The following is a 14,925-nucleotide window of genomic DNA, read 5'->3' on the forward strand; positions in this document are numbered from 1 at the left end:
TTGGAGCTGCCCATGTACGTCCTCGGCATCAGCAGGGTGCACGATTCCGCCGCGGCCCTCGTTCGTGATGGCGAGATCATCGCCTTCGCCGAGGAGGAACGGTTCACCCGGGTGAAGCACGACGGCCGCCTGCCCGCGAAGGCGATCGAGTACTGCCTGAGCGAGGCGGGCATCACCCTCGGGGACGTCGACCACGTGGCCTACTACTGGACCCGGTGGGCCGAACCGATCCACGCGGCGAAGGTGTTCGCCCGCTACTTCCCGAAGACCCTCGCGGTGTTCCGCAACGAGAACGGCGACGACGGCGGCAGGGCGGCGGGTCTGCTCGACACGTTCCGGACCGGCGGCGGCAAGGGCGTCGACGACTACCACGTCGGCGGCGCGGTGCTGGCCCACATGAAGCGCTCGTTCACGCTCGAACGCGACGTGAAGGAAGCCCTCGGGTACACGGGTCCGACGCGGTTCACGGTCCACCTCGTCGACCACCACCGAGCCCATGCGGGCAGCGCCTACTACATCTGCCCGTGGGACGAGGCCGCCGTCCTCACCCTCGACGGCATCGGCAGCGACGGCACGAGCACGCTGCTCGCCCATGGCCGCGGCAACCGGATCCACGACCTGCGGCGCATCAAGTTCCCCCACTCCCTCGGCGCGATGTACGCGGCCGTGACCGGCTACCTCGGCTTCTACCCGACGCGCGACGAGGGCAAGGTCATGGGACTCGCGCCGTTCGGCGAGGACACCTACGTGGAGGCGTTCCGCGACCTCGTGCACCTCGACCCCGACGGCGGGTTCGAACTGAACCTCAGCTGGTTCCGCCACCACACCACCGGCAAGCACCAGCTGTCGAAGAAGTTCACCGACACGTTCGGACCTCCGCGTCCGCGCACGCGCGTGACGGCCGAGAACCCGGTGCCGCAGCACTACCGGGACATCGCCTACGCCCTTCAGGTGACGCTGGAGGAGGCGGGCCTGCACCTGGCGCGCTGGCTGCAGCGCCAGACGGGCTCCAGGCGGCTCGCGATGGCGGGTGGCGTGGCGCTGAACAGCGTGATGAACGGGCGCATCCTGCTGGAGACCCCGTTCGAGGAGTTCTTCGCCCAACCGGCCGCCGCCGACGACGGCTGCGCGCTCGGTGCCGCGCTGGAGGTGAGCGTCGGCAAGCACAGCCTTCCCCGCCCCCGCACCGGGTTCACCTACACGGGCCCGGAGTTCACGGAGGCCGAGATGGAAGTCGCACTGCAGGACGCGGGGGTGGAGTACCGGCGGGTCGACGACATCGCGAAGCACACGGCCGGGAAGATCGCCGACGGCCTCATCGTCGGCTGGGTGCAGGGCCGCATGGAGTGCGGCCCGCGCGCGCTGGGCAACCGCTCGCTGCTGGCCGACCCGCGCGACCCCGAGTCGAAGACCCGCATGAACGAGAAGGTGAAGCACCGCGAGGCCTTCCGGCCGTTCGCCCCGTCGTGCCTCGTCGAGCGCGCGGGCGAGTACTTCGCCGGCGACTACCCCTCCCCGGTGATGCTGCTGGTCTTCGACGTCCTCGAACACCAGCGCGAGCGCGTCCCCGCCATCACCCACGTCGACGGCACCGCCCGCGTGCAGACCGTCAGCGAGGACGACAACGCCCTGTACTACCGCCTCATCAAGCACTTCGAGGAGCTCACGGGAGTGCCCATGGTGGTGAACACGTCGTTCAACGACAACGACGAGCCGATCGTGGCGACCCCCGAGGACGCCATCCGGTGTTTTCTCAAGACCGACGTCGACGCGTTGGCGCTCGGTCCGTTCTGGACCCAGAAGCCGCACCTGGAGGCCGAGCAGGCATGACGACCACAGAGCGCACTCCGCGGCCCACCCCGCGCGCGACCTCGGGCCCCCGCGACGCGGTGATCCGCGCGCTCCACCGGCAGCGGCGCTGGTTGTGGCTGGTCTTCGCCGTCCCCGCCGCCGTGCTCGCGCTGCTCATCATGGTGGTCCTCCCGCCGGACCAGACGCTGGACAACGTCGGCGAGTGGCTGTTCAAGGTCAGCCCGTTCCTCTGCGCGGTGCCCACCGTGGCCCTGTTCCCGAGGGTCAAGGCGGCGCCCGCGCTGATCGCGCTGGCCGTCATCGCCTACATGAGCTACATCGACACCGAGATGGTGCTGCGTATCCAGGAGTTCGGGCGCACCGTCGACACCGATCCCGGCGCGTTCGAGCCGGTGTACCAGTTCGAGCTGTTCATCGTCACGTTCATCGTGCTGTTCGCGCTGCTCGCCTTCCGCCTCGGCGGGGCGCGGACGGCGACCGTGCTGAAGACGGGCATCGCGAGCATCCTGCTCGTCATCGCCGGGGTGAACGACCTGACGTTCTGGGCCCTCAACGAGGTCTGGTCCGCGGGCAGCCGACCGGACGAGCTCGCCTGGGCGTCGCACATCGTCGTCTTCGTGGGCGGACCGCCGAGCGTCGCCACCGCGGTGGTGTTCATGCTCGTCCACGTGGCGCTCGCCGCCGCGGTCCTCCTGCTGCCCCTGGGCCGCTGGGTCGACAGCGCGCTGGGAGTGGCTCCGCGACATCGGCCGCAGGATCGGCCACACTGAGTTCACCTACCGAAAATCCCGTTTCGACCTGGCGCATCGAGGTCTGTCGGAGCGGGGTCGGTGCATAGACACGCCGCCGACCGGGAACACACGAATGGCGGAACCCCGTGGCTTGCCCGCCCGCCCCAAACATGATCAACTTTGAAGTCGACTCCGGGGCGGGGGAAAGTCGTTTCCGGAGGCGTCAAGTAAGGGTGGATGAAGGGTGGTAGCACCGCAATGACCGCAACACTCGATCCCGACGTCGAGTACGTCGTACTGTGCGGCTCTCGACACGAGCGGATCGGATACGCGCCGAAGGCGGAGATCCACACCGACTCCACGCCGCTGCATCTGGCGTTCTCGTGCTACCTCTTCGATCAGGAGGGCAACTTCCTGGTCACCTGGCGCGCCAAGCACAAGCAGACCTTCCCCGGTGTGCGCACCAACTCGTGCTGCGGCCACCCCGGCCCCGACGAGATCATCCCCGAGGCGATCGAGCGGCGCTTCACCGACGAACTCGGCATCGCCGTCGACCGCATCGAGCTCGTGCTGCCCGAGTTCCGCTACGAGGCCACCATGGACGGCGTGCGCGAGAACGAGGTGTGCCCCGTCTACCGCGCCACGGTCGCGCAGCGACCGGAGCCCGCGCCGAACCCGGACGAGGTCCACGACACGGTCTGGATTCCCTGGTCCGACTTCGTCGCTGAGGTGGAGGCCGACAGCACCAGCGTGTCGCCGTGGTGCGCCCTGCAGGTCGAGCAGCTCAAGGCGCTCGGGCCCGACCCGCTCGCCTGGCCAGTGGCCGACGACGACCGCCTGCCCGACGCCGCGCGGGAGCCCCTCGAAAGCCATCGCTGAACTGGCTCGTCGCCGCCAAAGCGGGGGCCCACGCACGGCCACCGACTGCATACGCCATGATCACCCCTCGACAAGGCACTAACGGGTGACTGGTGGCAGGTGCGCCGAATATGGCACTGTGCGCCCGGTCTCGGTGAAGAAGTCCGCATGCGCGGGTGCCCGGCAGCGGTTCAACAGGTCGTCGTGGAGCGTCGTGAACAACGAAGACAAGCCAACGCAGGACAAGCCAAGCCAGGGACACCACAAGTCGATCCGTAAGCGGCTCACAGGCACCGTGCTGGTGCCGAGTATCGCGCTGCTGCTGCTGTGGATCGGTATGTCCACGTACTTCGTCATCGACGCGTTCTACCTGCGCGCCGTGGCGTCGAGTGTGCAGCAGGTGTCCATCCCGGCCGTGACCTCGCTCAGTGCGATGCAGCAGGAGCGGCAGATGTCGCTGGTCTACCTCGAGAAGCCCGAGACCGGCCTGGTCGAGCTCCAGCAACAACAGCAGAGGATCGACGACTCGCTCGGCGTCCTGCGCCAGGCGATGGGCGACATGGGCGATCTGCCCGACGAGATCTCCGGCCGCATGCGGGACCTGGAGGCCAGCCTCGAACAGCTGCCCGACATGCGCTCTCAGATCAACCTGCGCAGCATCGGCTCCGACGAGGTCAACAAGTACTACAACGAGCTCATCGACACCGCCACCGGCCTGTTCGACGCGCAGGCGCGGTTCGTGCCCGACGTCGAGGCCTCGCAGAACGGTCTGATGGCGACCGGGCTCTTCCGGGTCTCCGACGAGATGTCGCGTGCGGCGTCGCTGGCGTCGAGCGCGTTCGCCAACGGCCACCTGACCCAGTCGCAGCACCGGTCGTTCTCCGAGCTGGTCGGCTCCTACCGGGCGTCGCTCGGGGAACACGCCCCGAACGTGCTGCCCGACGTCCGCGTGTCCTACGACAAGCTGGTCAAGAGCGACAACTGGCGCAACCTGCAGCGCATCGAGAACGAGCTCATCGCGCACGGCCCCGGCCCGCTGGACGTGAACGGCTTCTCGCTCTCGGGCACCGAGCTGCGCGAGCTCACCAGCACGATCTCCAACGACCTCGCGTCGCTCACCATCACCCAGGCCGACCAGACGTCGGCGAAGGCCCTGGAAGACTCGGGCCAGAACCTCACGAACGTGCTGCTCGGTAGTGCGCTCACCCTCATCGCCGCCATCGCGTCGATCGTGGTCGCCGTCCGTGTGTCCCGCACGCTGGTCGACCGCACCCTGATGACCCGCCTCGAACGGCTGCGCAACGACTCGCTGGAACTCGCGAGCACCCGTCTGCCGAACATCGTGCAGCGGCTGAAGGACGGCGAGTCCGTCGACGTGAACGCCGAGATGCCCCGCCTCGACCACGGTCGGGACGAGATCGGCCAGGTGGCCGAAGCCTTCAACATCGCGCAGCTGACGGCCGTCAACGCGGCGGTCAGCGAGGCGAAGGCCCGCAGCGGTGTGAACAACGTGTTCCTCGGTATCGCCCACCGCAACCAGGGCCTCGTGCACCGACAGCTCCAGATCCTCGACCGCATGGAGAGCCGCGAGGAGAACCCGTCGCAGCTGAAGAGCCTCTTCCAGCTCGACAACCTCGCGACCCGAGCCCGCCGCACCACGGAGAACCTCATCATCCTCGGTGGCAAGCAGCCCGGACGTCGTTGGCGCAAACCGGTCATGCTGATGGACGTCCTGCGCGCCGCGATCTCCGAGACCGAGCACTTCTCGCGGGTGGAGGTCGAACCGATCCCCGAGGTGGCCCTCATGGGCTCCGCCGTCGCCGACGCCATCCACCTCGTCGCCGAGCTGGTGGACAACGCGACGACGTTCTCGCCCCCGGGATCGCCCGTCTACATGACCGGCACGAAGGTGGCGCGCGGTGTGGTCGTGGACATCGCCGACCAGGGCCTCGGGATGAAGGACGACGTCCGCGAGTGGGCCAACGGGATGATGTCGGAGCCGCCCGAGTTCGACGCCATGGCCATGAAGGCCGACGCGAGCCTGGGTCTGTTCGTGGTCGCGCGACTGGCGCACCGACTCGGTGCGCAGGTCACCTTCGACTCCTCCCGCTACGGCGGCACCCGGGCCACGGTGCTGCTGCCCACGGACGTGCTGGCGAGCGACGAGCAGACCGCCGACATCGACTCGGGCTTCCACGCCACGTCGGCGCAGGCCCCCGAGATCGAGGTGCACAGCCCCGCGGTGACCTCGCCCGCCCGGCCGAGCCAGCAGCGCACGGCGCACATGGCACCCCCGACCGCCGCACCGGCGCAGCAGCCGTCGCCCACCCCGCGGACCGAACAGCCGGTCTCCCACAACGGCCAGGTACCGGCTCCGGCACCCCGGTCAGCGCCGACCGAGGCGGCCCCGGCGAGGAAACCCGACACGCACACGTCGGCCTCGCCTCAGAACACCCCCGGACACGACGCGGGGAACACCGACTCCGCTGCACCCGGGAACGGCTTGCCGCAACGCAAGCGGCAGCGCGCACCGCTGCCGCAGCGGCGACCGCAAGAGAACCTTGTGGACCAACTGCGTGACGACCCCGAGTCCGAGCAGCGTGACCTCGAACGCTACGCGGGCCGGACCCGGAGCACGCTCTCGGCGTTCCGCAAGGGCACCCTCAGGGGACGCGACGCCGACGACGCGTCCCAATCGACCGATGCCAACTGATAGGGGAAGCGGATTCATCGATGAACGAGAACGGCAATTCCATGTTGGATCTCAACTGGCTGCTGGACGACATGGTGGACCGCGTGGTCGGAGCACAACACGCCGTCGTGCTGTCGGCTGACGGTTTGCTCATGGGCAAGTCCAACTCACTGTCCAAGGACGACTCCGACCAGCTCTCCGCCATGGCCTCCAGCCTGCAGAGCCTCGCCAAGGGCGTCAGCCGCCACTTCCACCGCGGCCCCGTGCTCCAGACCCTCATCGAGATGACCGAGGGCTACCTGTTCGTCTCCGCCGCGGGTACGGGCGCGTGCCTGGCCGTGCTGGCGGAGGACGCCGTCGACGTCGAGATGATCGCCTACGAAATGAACCGGTTGGTCAAGCGCGTCGGCGATTACATGACGGCGGCGCCGAGGAACCCGGCCGCGTCGGGGACGTGACATGAACGATCAGTGGTACGACGAGGCGGCCGGCCCCCTTGTGCGGCCGTACGCCATCACCAGGGGTCGAATACCGGCGTCGGACATCACCCTGGACGTCGCCACCCAGGTGATGGCGCTGTCCGGGACGACGCGTTCCGGGGTGGGTCTCACCCCGGAACACACGGCGATCCTCGATCTCTGCGTGCGACCGCTGTCGGTCGCCGAGATCGCGGCGCACGTGAAGGTTCCGATCGCTGTCGTGAAGGTCCTGTGCGGCGACCTCATCGAACGTGGCGAAGTGATCGTCCGGTCGCCGTCCCAGACGTTGCAAGCCCCGGATCGTCAACTACTTCAGGCGGTGCTCGATGGTCTCTCCAAGCTCTGACGACAACACGGCAGCAGCCGTGGTACCCACTCCGGTCAAGATCATCGTGGCCGGCGGTTTCGGTGCCGGCAAGACCACGATGGTCGGCTCGGTGAGCGAGATCCCGCCGCTGTCCACCGAGGAGGTGATGACGGCAGCCAGCGACGGCGTCGACGACATCACGGGCGTCGAGCAGAAGAAGACGACCACCGTCGCGCTGGACTTCGGCCGCATCACCATCTCGCCGCACACCGTGCTGTACCTGTTCGGCACTCCGGGCCAGGAGCGCTTCTGGTACATGTGGGACGAACTCGCGCGCGGCGCGATCGGCACGGTGGTGCTCGTGGACACCCGCCGCCTCGACAGCAGCTTTTCCGCCATCGACTTCTTCGAACGCCGCAACATCCCGTTCATCGTCGCGGTGAACTGCTTCGAAGGCTCCGACGACTACACCGAGGACGAGATCCGGTCGGCTCTGGCCATCTCGCCGGGTGTGCCGATCCTGTTCTGCGACGCCCGCCAGCGCGAGTCGAGCAAGCTCGCGCTGATCCGGCTCGTGCGCTTCGCGATGAGCAAGCTCCCGGCCGAACCGCAGATGGCGTCCTCCGGCGCCTGACCTCGGACACGACGAGGGCCACCTCACCGGGAAACCGGTGAGGTGGCCCTCGTCGTTGTCGCTCAGTACGTCGTCGCTCAGTACTCCGCGGGGATCTGCGCGAGCTTCAGGTTGAAGTGGCGCAGCAGCGGCGGCGCGTCGACGATGCGGTACGACGCGACCCGGCCCGGGTTCTTCGCGATGTCGGCCAGCACGTCGGCGACGTACTCCAGGTGCGCGAGCGTGTAAGTGCGCCGGGGAATCGCCAACCGCACCAGCTCGAACGGCGCGGGGCTGACGAGGTTGTGGTTCTCGTCGAAGCTGCCCAGGTACAGCGACCCGAGTTCGGCGGCACGCACACCACCCGCGAGGTACAGCTCCGAGGCGAGCGCGTGCCCGGGGTAACCGTGCGGCGGGATGTGCGGCAGCAACCGGCCCGCGTTGAGATACAGCGCGTGCATCCCGGCGGGCTGGACGATGTCCACGCCGGCCTGGGCGATCAGCTCGGCGAAGTGCGCCGCGTCCGCTTCCCTCGACCGCAGGTAGTTCGGGTCCAGCACCTCGTGGAGCCCCTGCGCGACCCGCTCCAGGTCGTGGGCCGCCATGCCACCGTAGGTACGGAAACCCTCGGTGGCGATGAGGTTGGCCTCGCACTGCTTGGCGAGCTCGGGGTCCCGCACGCCGAGCAGCGCGCCCATCGGGGCGATGCCGTCCTTCTTGAGACTCGCGACGCACCCGTCGGCCAGTGCGAACGTCTGGCGCGCCACCTCACGCGGGGTGAGGTGGCCGTAGCCGGGCTCCCGCTGCACGACGAGCCAGGAGTTCTCCGCGAACCGGGCGGCGTCGAGGAAGAACGGGACGCCGTAGCGGTCGCACAGCGAACGCACCGCGCGCAGGTTCGCCATCGACACCGGCTGCCCGCCGCCACCGTTGTTGGTGATCGTGACGAGCACCTGCCCGACGCGGCCGCCGTCGGGACCTCGGAGAGTCTGCTCCAGGGCGTCGAGGTCGATGTTGCCCTTGAACGGCTCGCGGCTGTCCAGGTTGCCGAACTCCGCGCACGGCAGATCGCGGGCTTCCGCGCCGAGCAGCTCCACGTTGGCCCGCGTCGTGTCGAAGTGCGTGTTGCTCAGCGAGATCTGCCCGGGCTTGAGCACTGTGGAGAACAGCACCCGCTCGGCCGCCCGGCCCTGGTGCACGGGATAGGCGTGGGGGTACGACGTGAGCTCGTCCACCGCGCTGCGGAACCGGTAGAACGAGTCGGACCCCGCGTACGCGCGGTCGGCCTGCGCCGCGAACGCTTCCTGGGTCGCCGAGACCGCGCCGGTGCCCGAGTCGGTCAGCAGGTCGATGGTGACCATGCTCGCGGGCAGGTTGAACGGGTTGTACGAGGCCCGGGCCAGCGCTTCCTCACGCTGCTGCCGGGTCGTGATCGGAATTTCTTTGACGACCTGAATCCGGTACGGAGGGAACGGTCTCAAGGCTCCTACTTTCGAGGACGCTGATGATCGATGTCGGTGCTTCAGGCTCCCACGGCGGCGGAAGCGGCCGAGGCATCGACCCGAGGTGGCAGCACCTCGTAGCCCTCCGACGACAGGTAGATCGTCGTCCCGGTACCGAACTGCCCCAGCCGCAACGACACGTGGGCGAGCAGGCCCCGGCCCTCGTCGAGCGGCCGATCGGTGACGGCGGCGATGGCCCTGTCCAGACCCGCGGGGTCGCTGCCCCGCGCGCCCAGGAACGCCCGCACACGCTCACGCGCCTCGGCGTCGTGGGCCACGTAGTCGCGGATGGGCAGGTAGAGGCTGTAGTTGCCGGGCCGCTTCGGGTCGGCCTCCACGAAGGAGTAGCTCGACACCAGCGGCCTGCCGCCGAACGTCACGGTGTCACCGCCGAGGACCCGGCAGAAGTCCCGGATGGACTCGGCGTCGAGTCCGTCGACGGCCTGCGACGCGCGTACCGCCTCCTCCGCGGTGGCGGAGTAGTGCGAGATGTAGAGCTTCACGCGCGACGTCGGACTGTCGTCGAGGTCCACGGCGAAGAAGGTGAAGCGGTCCTTCTCTCCCCGCTGGACGGAGTGCTCGCTGGCGGCGTCGTACGCGTCCTCCATCCCGAGCCGCCGGAAGCCTTCGGCGACGAGCTCACGCCCCCGGTGCTCACCGCGGACGTCGGGGTTGAAGTACACCTTCAACTTCGGAGTCGCGTTCGGACGGAAGATCAGCGAATACCAGAAAGAGAACTTGCCCTGCGGGTCCTCGGGAAGGAAAAGGTCCTGCACGGCATCGAACCGTTCCGTCGGGATACCGAGACGCTCCGCCGTGGAGTCCAGGAAGCGTCGTGCGGCGGCCATGTTGGCGGCCATTCCCGGTTGCTCGGCGATCACCTCGCCCAGGATGCGGACGGCGTTCTCCCCCGTGTCGTCCAACGCCACCGAGAACTCGACGGGCGTGGCGTCGTCGGCCACGTCGGACGGCCACAGTGGCCCTTCGGAGAGTCGACGGTCGCCCCCGGGCCCGAGAAGCTCGCGCAGCATGTCGACCGGAGCACTGTCGGACGACGGGAAACCCGCTTCGTCGCACAGGTTCCGCAGCTGCCTACTGGTGTAGTCGAAAAGCGTGGGATCGTTGATGTCGTTCACGCTCGCTCCGACGGGCTCGCGTACAAGAGTGCTTCACTCCCACAGACGTCGTGGTCACAAACGTGATCAAGATACGTCCGTTTCACACCCCGAGATACCCCTTTATGAGTGATCTTGACTACCGAGATGATCACGCTCCGCGACGCGTATTGCGGCCGGGGAATGACCTCATTGCCCCATAGCGTTCGGCCTCATGACCGAGTACGACGACATCCGCCCCTTCCGCATCGACATCCCGCAGGCGCAGCTCGACGACCTCGACGCCCGGCTGGCGGCCACGCGGTGGCCGAGTGAACTCCCGGGAGTGGGCTGGGACCGCGGTGTGCCCGTGGACTACCTGCGCGCGCTGACCGAGTACTGGCGCACCGGCTACGACTGGCGGCGGCACGAGGCGGCCCTCAACGAGCTCCCCCAGTTCGTCACGTCGGTCGAGGAGCAGCCGATCCACTTCGTGCACGTCCCCTCGCCCGAGCCCGACGCCACCCCGCTGCTGTTGCTGCACGGCTGGCCCGGCACCCTGACGGACTTCCGCGAGATCCTCGACCCGCTGGTGAACCCGCGTGCTCACGGCGGCAGCGCGGCCGACGCGTGCCACGTCGTCGTGCCGTCGTTACCCGGCTTCGGTTTCTCGACGCCCCTGGCCGGGCCCGGCGTCGACGCGAGCCGGATGGCGGACCTGCTCGACACGGTCATGCACCGGCTCGGCTACCGCAGCTACGCCGTCCACGGCTACGACACGGGTGCGTGGGTGGCGCTCGCCCTCGGGCGGAAGCGGCCGGAGAACGTCCGGGCCGTGCACGTCAACGCCATGCTGAGCTTCCCGACGGGCGCCGACGGCGAGTTCGACGCACTCACCGACCGCGACCACGCCCGGTGGGACCGCATGCAGAACCACAACGACGGCTACCTGCAGTGCAACAGCAAGCGGCCGCAGACCGTCGCCTACGGGCTGACGGACTCGCCGGTGGGGCAGCTGGCGTGGATCGTGGAGAAGTTCAAGGAGCTGACCCACCCCGAGGACGCGTTGCCCGAGCAGTGCGTCGACCGCGACCAGTTGCTCACCAATGTCAGTATCTACTGGTTCACCGGTACGGCGGCGTCGGCGGCGCAGGTGTACTACGAGGAGATGTCCGCCGTGGACTGGAGCGACACACCCACCGCGCGGGGCACCGTGCCCACCGGCGTGCTCCTGTCCGCCCACGACGTCACCGTGCGCCCGTGGGCCGAGCGCGACCACCACGTCGTGCGGTGGACCGAACTCGACACCGGGGGCCACTTCCTCGCACTCGAAGACCCGGACGCGCTGGTGGGCGACCTGAGGCGCTTCCTCGCGGAGTGGGCATGAGGCTGTCCACGCGCCGCCTCGGCAGGGCCGTCCTCGCGGGTTGGCGGAGGTGTTCGAAACGCTGCGGCCCCGGCTCGTGCGCCACACCGACGAGTCGGGGCGCGAGCTGTTCGACGTCGAGGGAGCCCCGCTGCCCGACGAGGTGCGCCGACACGTCTGCCACGGCGCCGCCGTGGCCGCGACGGTCCTGTTCGACGGCACCGTGGCGGCGAGCTGGACCAGGACGTCGACGAGCGGAACCGCCGGCATCGACCTCTGTCCCTTCCGGGCGCTCACCGGGGCGCAGCGGTCGGCCGTCGAGTCCGAGGCGCTCCGGCTGCTCGCCTTCACCGACCCCGGTTCCGAACACCGGATCACCTGGTCGCCGACCGAGTGAGCGCCCGTTTCAACGCTCAGCGTGCCGAGCCGACGACACCCTGTGCGCACGCGGCGCCCACAGCTGGGATCTGGAACACACCTCGCGCCGACATGGTCAAACGGGACACTCACCTTCGCGCGAACAGAAAGCGATCAACTGTGCAGAACCGACGCATCGCACTCGCAGCCACCGTCGCCACTCTCGCTCTCGGCCTGACAGCGTGTGGCAGCAAGGAGTCTGGCTCCGCCGAGGCTTCCGGCAACGACACGCAGACCACGGCCGCCTCGTCGTCGGCCGCGCCGCCCGAAGCGCCTGCGTCGTCGGCCGCCGAGGAGACAGCCGCGAACAAGGCCACCCCGGGCGAGATCACGCCTCCCGGAACCGAACTGAAGGTCGGCGAGACCGCCACGGTCCCCTTCACCTACGGCACGGACATGAGCGGCACCATCGCCATCACCGTCACCGACATCGAGAAGGGCAGCTCCTCCGACCTCGCCCAGTTCGGCGACCGCGCCAAGGGCCTGGTGCCGTACTACATCAAGTTCACGGTGGAGAACGTCGAAGGCACCGACCTCTCGTACAGCTCGGTGAGGCTGCGCGCGAACACCGCCGACGGCCGCGGCACCGGCGTCATCATCAGCGGCGACGTCGAAGGCAAGTGCGAGAGCGAGACCGCGGGCCGCGACTTCACCACCGCCGGAGCGACGTTCGAGACGTGCGCACTGCAGGCCTCCCAGGAAGGCGTCGACGTGGTGTCGGCCGAGTTCAACGAAGGCGACGACTACCAGGACGACCCGATCAGCTGGACGAAGTGACACGCATTCAAGCCCGCGGCTCACGGTCGTGACTCAAGCGGAGCCTGGCGTCTCGTCGGATGTCGGGCCCAGTTCGTTTGGGCACCTCTGCCGTCGACCAGGCGTGTTGGTGGGCCGCCCGGGGCTCGAACCCGGAACCTATGGATTAAAAGTCCACAGCTCTGCCGATTGAGCTAACGGCCCGCACTGGATTGTAGCGGCGGGCGGGGGAGCCGGGCACACGAGGAGGCGGCTGGAACACGTGCCCCGACGCGCACGCCGTTGTGCGGCGCGGGGCACGCGGTGGGTGCTCCCGAGGGAGCCCGTCAGCACTTCCCGCAGCAGCCGCAGCTCGGCCCACTGCAGGATCCACAACAACCACAACTCATGGCGATCACCACCCTTTCGGGACCTGTTGGTGCCAGTACTTCACGCTATGGACACTCTGCGTGTCACGGCACCACTGCCAGGGTGAATCGACCGATGTCTCTGCGTAACCCGTCCGCGATGCTGATCCACCCCGGGGCCGGACCAGTCGGTCGACAGATGCGTGGGTCGTCTCGGCGCGCCTAGCGTCCTCACCATGACGACGACGATCACGCAATCTTCGCCTCGAACCGCCACCCGGCCGCGCCTGGCGGTGCTCATCGGGAGCGTGCGCGCCGACCGCTTCGGGCCCGTTCCCGCGGCGTGGTTCGCCCAGCAGGCTCGCGAGCACGCCGCGCTGGAGGTGGAGGTCGTCGACCTCGCCGACTACGACCTGTCGGTGTCGCTCTCCGCCGGCGACGACGTCGCCGCGTTGGGCGCCCGGTTGGCCGAGGCGGACGCGTTCGCCGTGGTGACGCCCGAGTACAACCACAGCTTCCCCGCCGGGTTGAAGTCGGCGATCGACCACTTCCACCAGGAGTGGAGGGCGAAACCCGTCGCGTTCGTCTCGTACGGCGGCATGGCGGGCGGCCTGCGCGCGGTGGAGCAGCTCCGGCAGGTCTTCGCCGAACTGCACGCGGTCACCGTTCGCGACACGCTCAGCTTCCACAACTTCTGGGGCACGTTCGACGACGACGGGCAGCCGGTGGACGGTGCGGCCAACACGGCGGCCAAGCAGTTGCTCGACCAGTTGACCTGGTGGGCCGTGTCGTTGCGGGAGGCGCGGGACAAGCGCCCCTACCTGAATTGACTTCGACATTACTGGAGCTTTCACACTGTCCAGATGCGAGAGTCCGAACAACCGTTCTTCGGCCGCACCGAACACCTTTCCCGGGTGGAGCGTGCACTGGCCGACGCCCGTCGCGGCGTCGGCGGCACGCTTGTCATCAAGGGCGAAGCGGGCATCGGCAAGACCACGCTTCTCAACCGGGTGCTGGCCTCGGCCGGCGACCTGCTCGTGCTGCACGCGGCGGGCGTCGAACCGGAGGCGGAGCTCCCGTTCGCTGGTCTGCACCTGCTGCTGCGGCGGGTCGAGGCGCGGTTCGACGACCTCGTCGGCGACCGGGCGGCGACGTTGCGGTGCGCTCTCGGGCTCCGAGGGCGCGCCGACGCCGCCGACGGGCACAGCGTCAACCTCGCCGTGCTCGCACTGCTGACGGCGCTCGCGGCCGAGCGGCCGGTCGTGGTCGCCGTCGACGACGCCCACTGGCTCGACCGGCCGTCCGTCGACGCCCTGCTGTTCGCGGCCCGGCGCGTGGAGGGGTTGCCCCTGGCCGTCCTCTTCACTGTGAGGGACGGGTACGCGCCCGCGCTGCCGACTCCCGGGCTGCCGGAACTGCGGGTGGTGGGACTCGCCGACACCGACGCCGACGCCCTCCTGACCGCGCAGGCTCCGGAGCTCACGGCACACGAGCGTCGACAGGTGCTGGTCGAGGCCCGCGGCAACCCCCTCGCCCTGCTGGAACTGCGGCGCACGCGGTCCGACCGGGCTGCGTTGACGACGTTGGACACCGGACCGCCGCTGGAGGGCACGCTGCTCGCGGCGTTCGCCAGGCGCGTCGCGGACCTCCCACCGACCACCCGCACCGTGGTGCTGATCGCCGCGGCCGACGGGGCGATCAGCACGGGCACGGTGCTCGCGGCCGCGGACCGCCTCGGTGCCGGGCTCGACGATCTCGCCGCCGCCGAGGATGCGGGACTGCTCGCGTTCGACGACTCGTGCCTGCGCTTCGGACACCCACTCGTGCGCGCGGCGGCGTACCGGTCGGCGTCGCTGCCCGACCGCATCGCGGCTCACCGGGCGCTGGCGGCCGTGCTGACGAGCCCGGACGACGCCGACCGCAGAGCGTGGCAGCTCGCCGCCGCCGCGAC

General features: G+C 69.1%; 14 protein-coding genes and 1 tRNA gene. 12 read left to right on the forward strand and 3 right to left on the reverse strand.

Annotation, left to right across the window (positions count from 1 at the left end):
• The first annotated feature begins 12 nt into the window (after positions 1 to 12).
• The 7 genes from SACAZDRAFT_RS12220 to SACAZDRAFT_RS12250 all read left to right on the forward strand — a co-directional run bounded on the left by SACAZDRAFT_RS12220 (position 13) and on the right by SACAZDRAFT_RS12250 (position 7,513).
• The gene (locus SACAZDRAFT_RS12220; RefSeq protein ID WP_005442023.1) at positions 13 to 1,830 is read left to right on the forward strand and encodes a carbamoyltransferase family protein; all 1,818 of its coding nucleotides are present in this window, start codon (positions 13 to 15) and stop codon (positions 1,828 to 1,830) included.
• Positions 1,827 to 2,582, forward strand: a complete 756-nt coding sequence (locus SACAZDRAFT_RS12225; protein WP_005442024.1) for a hypothetical protein — start codon at positions 1,827 to 1,829, stop codon at positions 2,580 to 2,582. The genes SACAZDRAFT_RS12220 and SACAZDRAFT_RS12225 overlap by 4 nt, the downstream gene beginning before the upstream one ends.
• A 219-nt stretch (positions 2,583 to 2,801) precedes the next feature.
• Positions 2,802 to 3,422: an isopentenyl-diphosphate Delta-isomerase gene (idi, locus tag SACAZDRAFT_RS12230; protein WP_005442027.1), complete on the forward strand. Its 621-nt coding sequence runs from the start codon at positions 2,802 to 2,804 to the stop codon at positions 3,420 to 3,422.
• Between the two features lie 193 nt (positions 3,423 to 3,615).
• A complete protein-coding gene (locus tag SACAZDRAFT_RS12235; RefSeq protein ID WP_005442029.1) occupies positions 3,616 to 6,114 on the forward strand; it encodes a sensor histidine kinase in 2,499 nt (832 codons plus the stop codon).
• Positions 6,115 to 6,134: 20 nt separating this feature from the next.
• Positions 6,135 to 6,551, forward strand: coding sequence for a roadblock/LC7 domain-containing protein (locus SACAZDRAFT_RS12240; RefSeq protein ID WP_005442038.1), 417 nt, complete (start codon positions 6,135 to 6,137; stop codon positions 6,549 to 6,551).
• A gap of 1 nt (position 6,552) precedes the next feature.
• Positions 6,553 to 6,918, forward strand: coding sequence for a DUF742 domain-containing protein (locus SACAZDRAFT_RS12245; RefSeq protein WP_005442039.1), 366 nt, complete (start codon positions 6,553 to 6,555; stop codon positions 6,916 to 6,918).
• Entirely contained in the window at positions 6,899 to 7,513 is a 615-nt protein-coding gene (locus SACAZDRAFT_RS12250) for a GTP-binding protein (protein WP_005442041.1), read from the forward strand. The genes SACAZDRAFT_RS12245 and SACAZDRAFT_RS12250 overlap by 20 nt, the downstream gene beginning before the upstream one ends.
• Positions 7,514 to 7,590: 77 nt before the next feature.
• Here the strand turns inward: SACAZDRAFT_RS12250 and SACAZDRAFT_RS12255 are convergent, their stop codons facing one another.
• Positions 7,591 to 8,973, reverse strand: a complete 1,383-nt coding sequence (locus SACAZDRAFT_RS12255) for a tryptophanase (RefSeq protein ID WP_005442042.1) — start codon at positions 8,971 to 8,973, stop codon at positions 7,591 to 7,593.
• 41 nt (positions 8,974 to 9,014) lie between these two features.
• A complete protein-coding gene (locus tag SACAZDRAFT_RS12260) occupies positions 9,015 to 10,130 on the reverse strand; it encodes a tryptophan dimethylallyltransferase family protein (protein WP_005442043.1) in 1,116 nt (371 codons plus the stop codon).
• 193 nt (positions 10,131 to 10,323) lie between these two features.
• Here SACAZDRAFT_RS12260 and SACAZDRAFT_RS12265 point away from each other — a divergent pair, with 193 nt between their 5' ends.
• From SACAZDRAFT_RS12265 to SACAZDRAFT_RS12275, 3 genes are all read left to right on the forward strand, one after another.
• Entirely contained in the window at positions 10,324 to 11,475 is a 1,152-nt protein-coding gene (locus SACAZDRAFT_RS12265; RefSeq protein WP_005442052.1) for an epoxide hydrolase family protein, read from the forward strand.
• 49 nt (positions 11,476 to 11,524) lie between these two features.
• Complete coding sequence (locus tag SACAZDRAFT_RS12270) at positions 11,525 to 11,851, forward strand: DNA glycosylase AlkZ-like family protein (RefSeq protein WP_141630109.1); 327 nt, start codon at positions 11,525 to 11,527, stop codon at positions 11,849 to 11,851.
• A 140-nt stretch (positions 11,852 to 11,991) separates the two neighbouring features.
• Positions 11,992 to 12,648: a hypothetical protein gene (locus SACAZDRAFT_RS12275; RefSeq protein WP_040927750.1), complete on the forward strand. Its 657-nt coding sequence runs from the start codon at positions 11,992 to 11,994 to the stop codon at positions 12,646 to 12,648.
• Positions 12,649 to 12,755: 107 nt separating this feature from the next.
• On the opposite strand, the gene SACAZDRAFT_RS12280 is transcribed toward SACAZDRAFT_RS12275, so the two are convergent.
• Positions 12,756 to 12,831, reverse strand: a tRNA-Lys gene (locus SACAZDRAFT_RS12280).
• A gap of 379 nt (positions 12,832 to 13,210) precedes the next feature.
• Between SACAZDRAFT_RS12280 and SACAZDRAFT_RS12285 the strand changes: the two genes are divergently transcribed.
• Together SACAZDRAFT_RS12285 and SACAZDRAFT_RS23790 are read left to right on the forward strand one after the other, a co-directional pair.
• Positions 13,211 to 13,804 carry an NADPH-dependent FMN reductase gene (locus tag SACAZDRAFT_RS12285; RefSeq protein ID WP_005442054.1) on the forward strand — a complete coding sequence of 198 codons (594 nt, stop codon included), beginning with the start codon at positions 13,211 to 13,213 and terminating at the stop codon, positions 13,802 to 13,804.
• A 33-nt stretch (positions 13,805 to 13,837) separates the two neighbouring features.
• Positions 13,838 to 14,925, forward strand: a 1,088-nt coding sequence (locus tag SACAZDRAFT_RS23790) for an AAA family ATPase (protein ID WP_005442055.1), incomplete at its 3' end; no start/stop codon positions are given.

Origin of the sequence: Saccharomonospora azurea NA-128 (assembly GCF_000231055.2) — a bacterium.
Classification (GTDB): Bacteria; Actinomycetota; Actinomycetes; order Mycobacteriales; family Pseudonocardiaceae; genus Saccharomonospora; species Saccharomonospora azurea.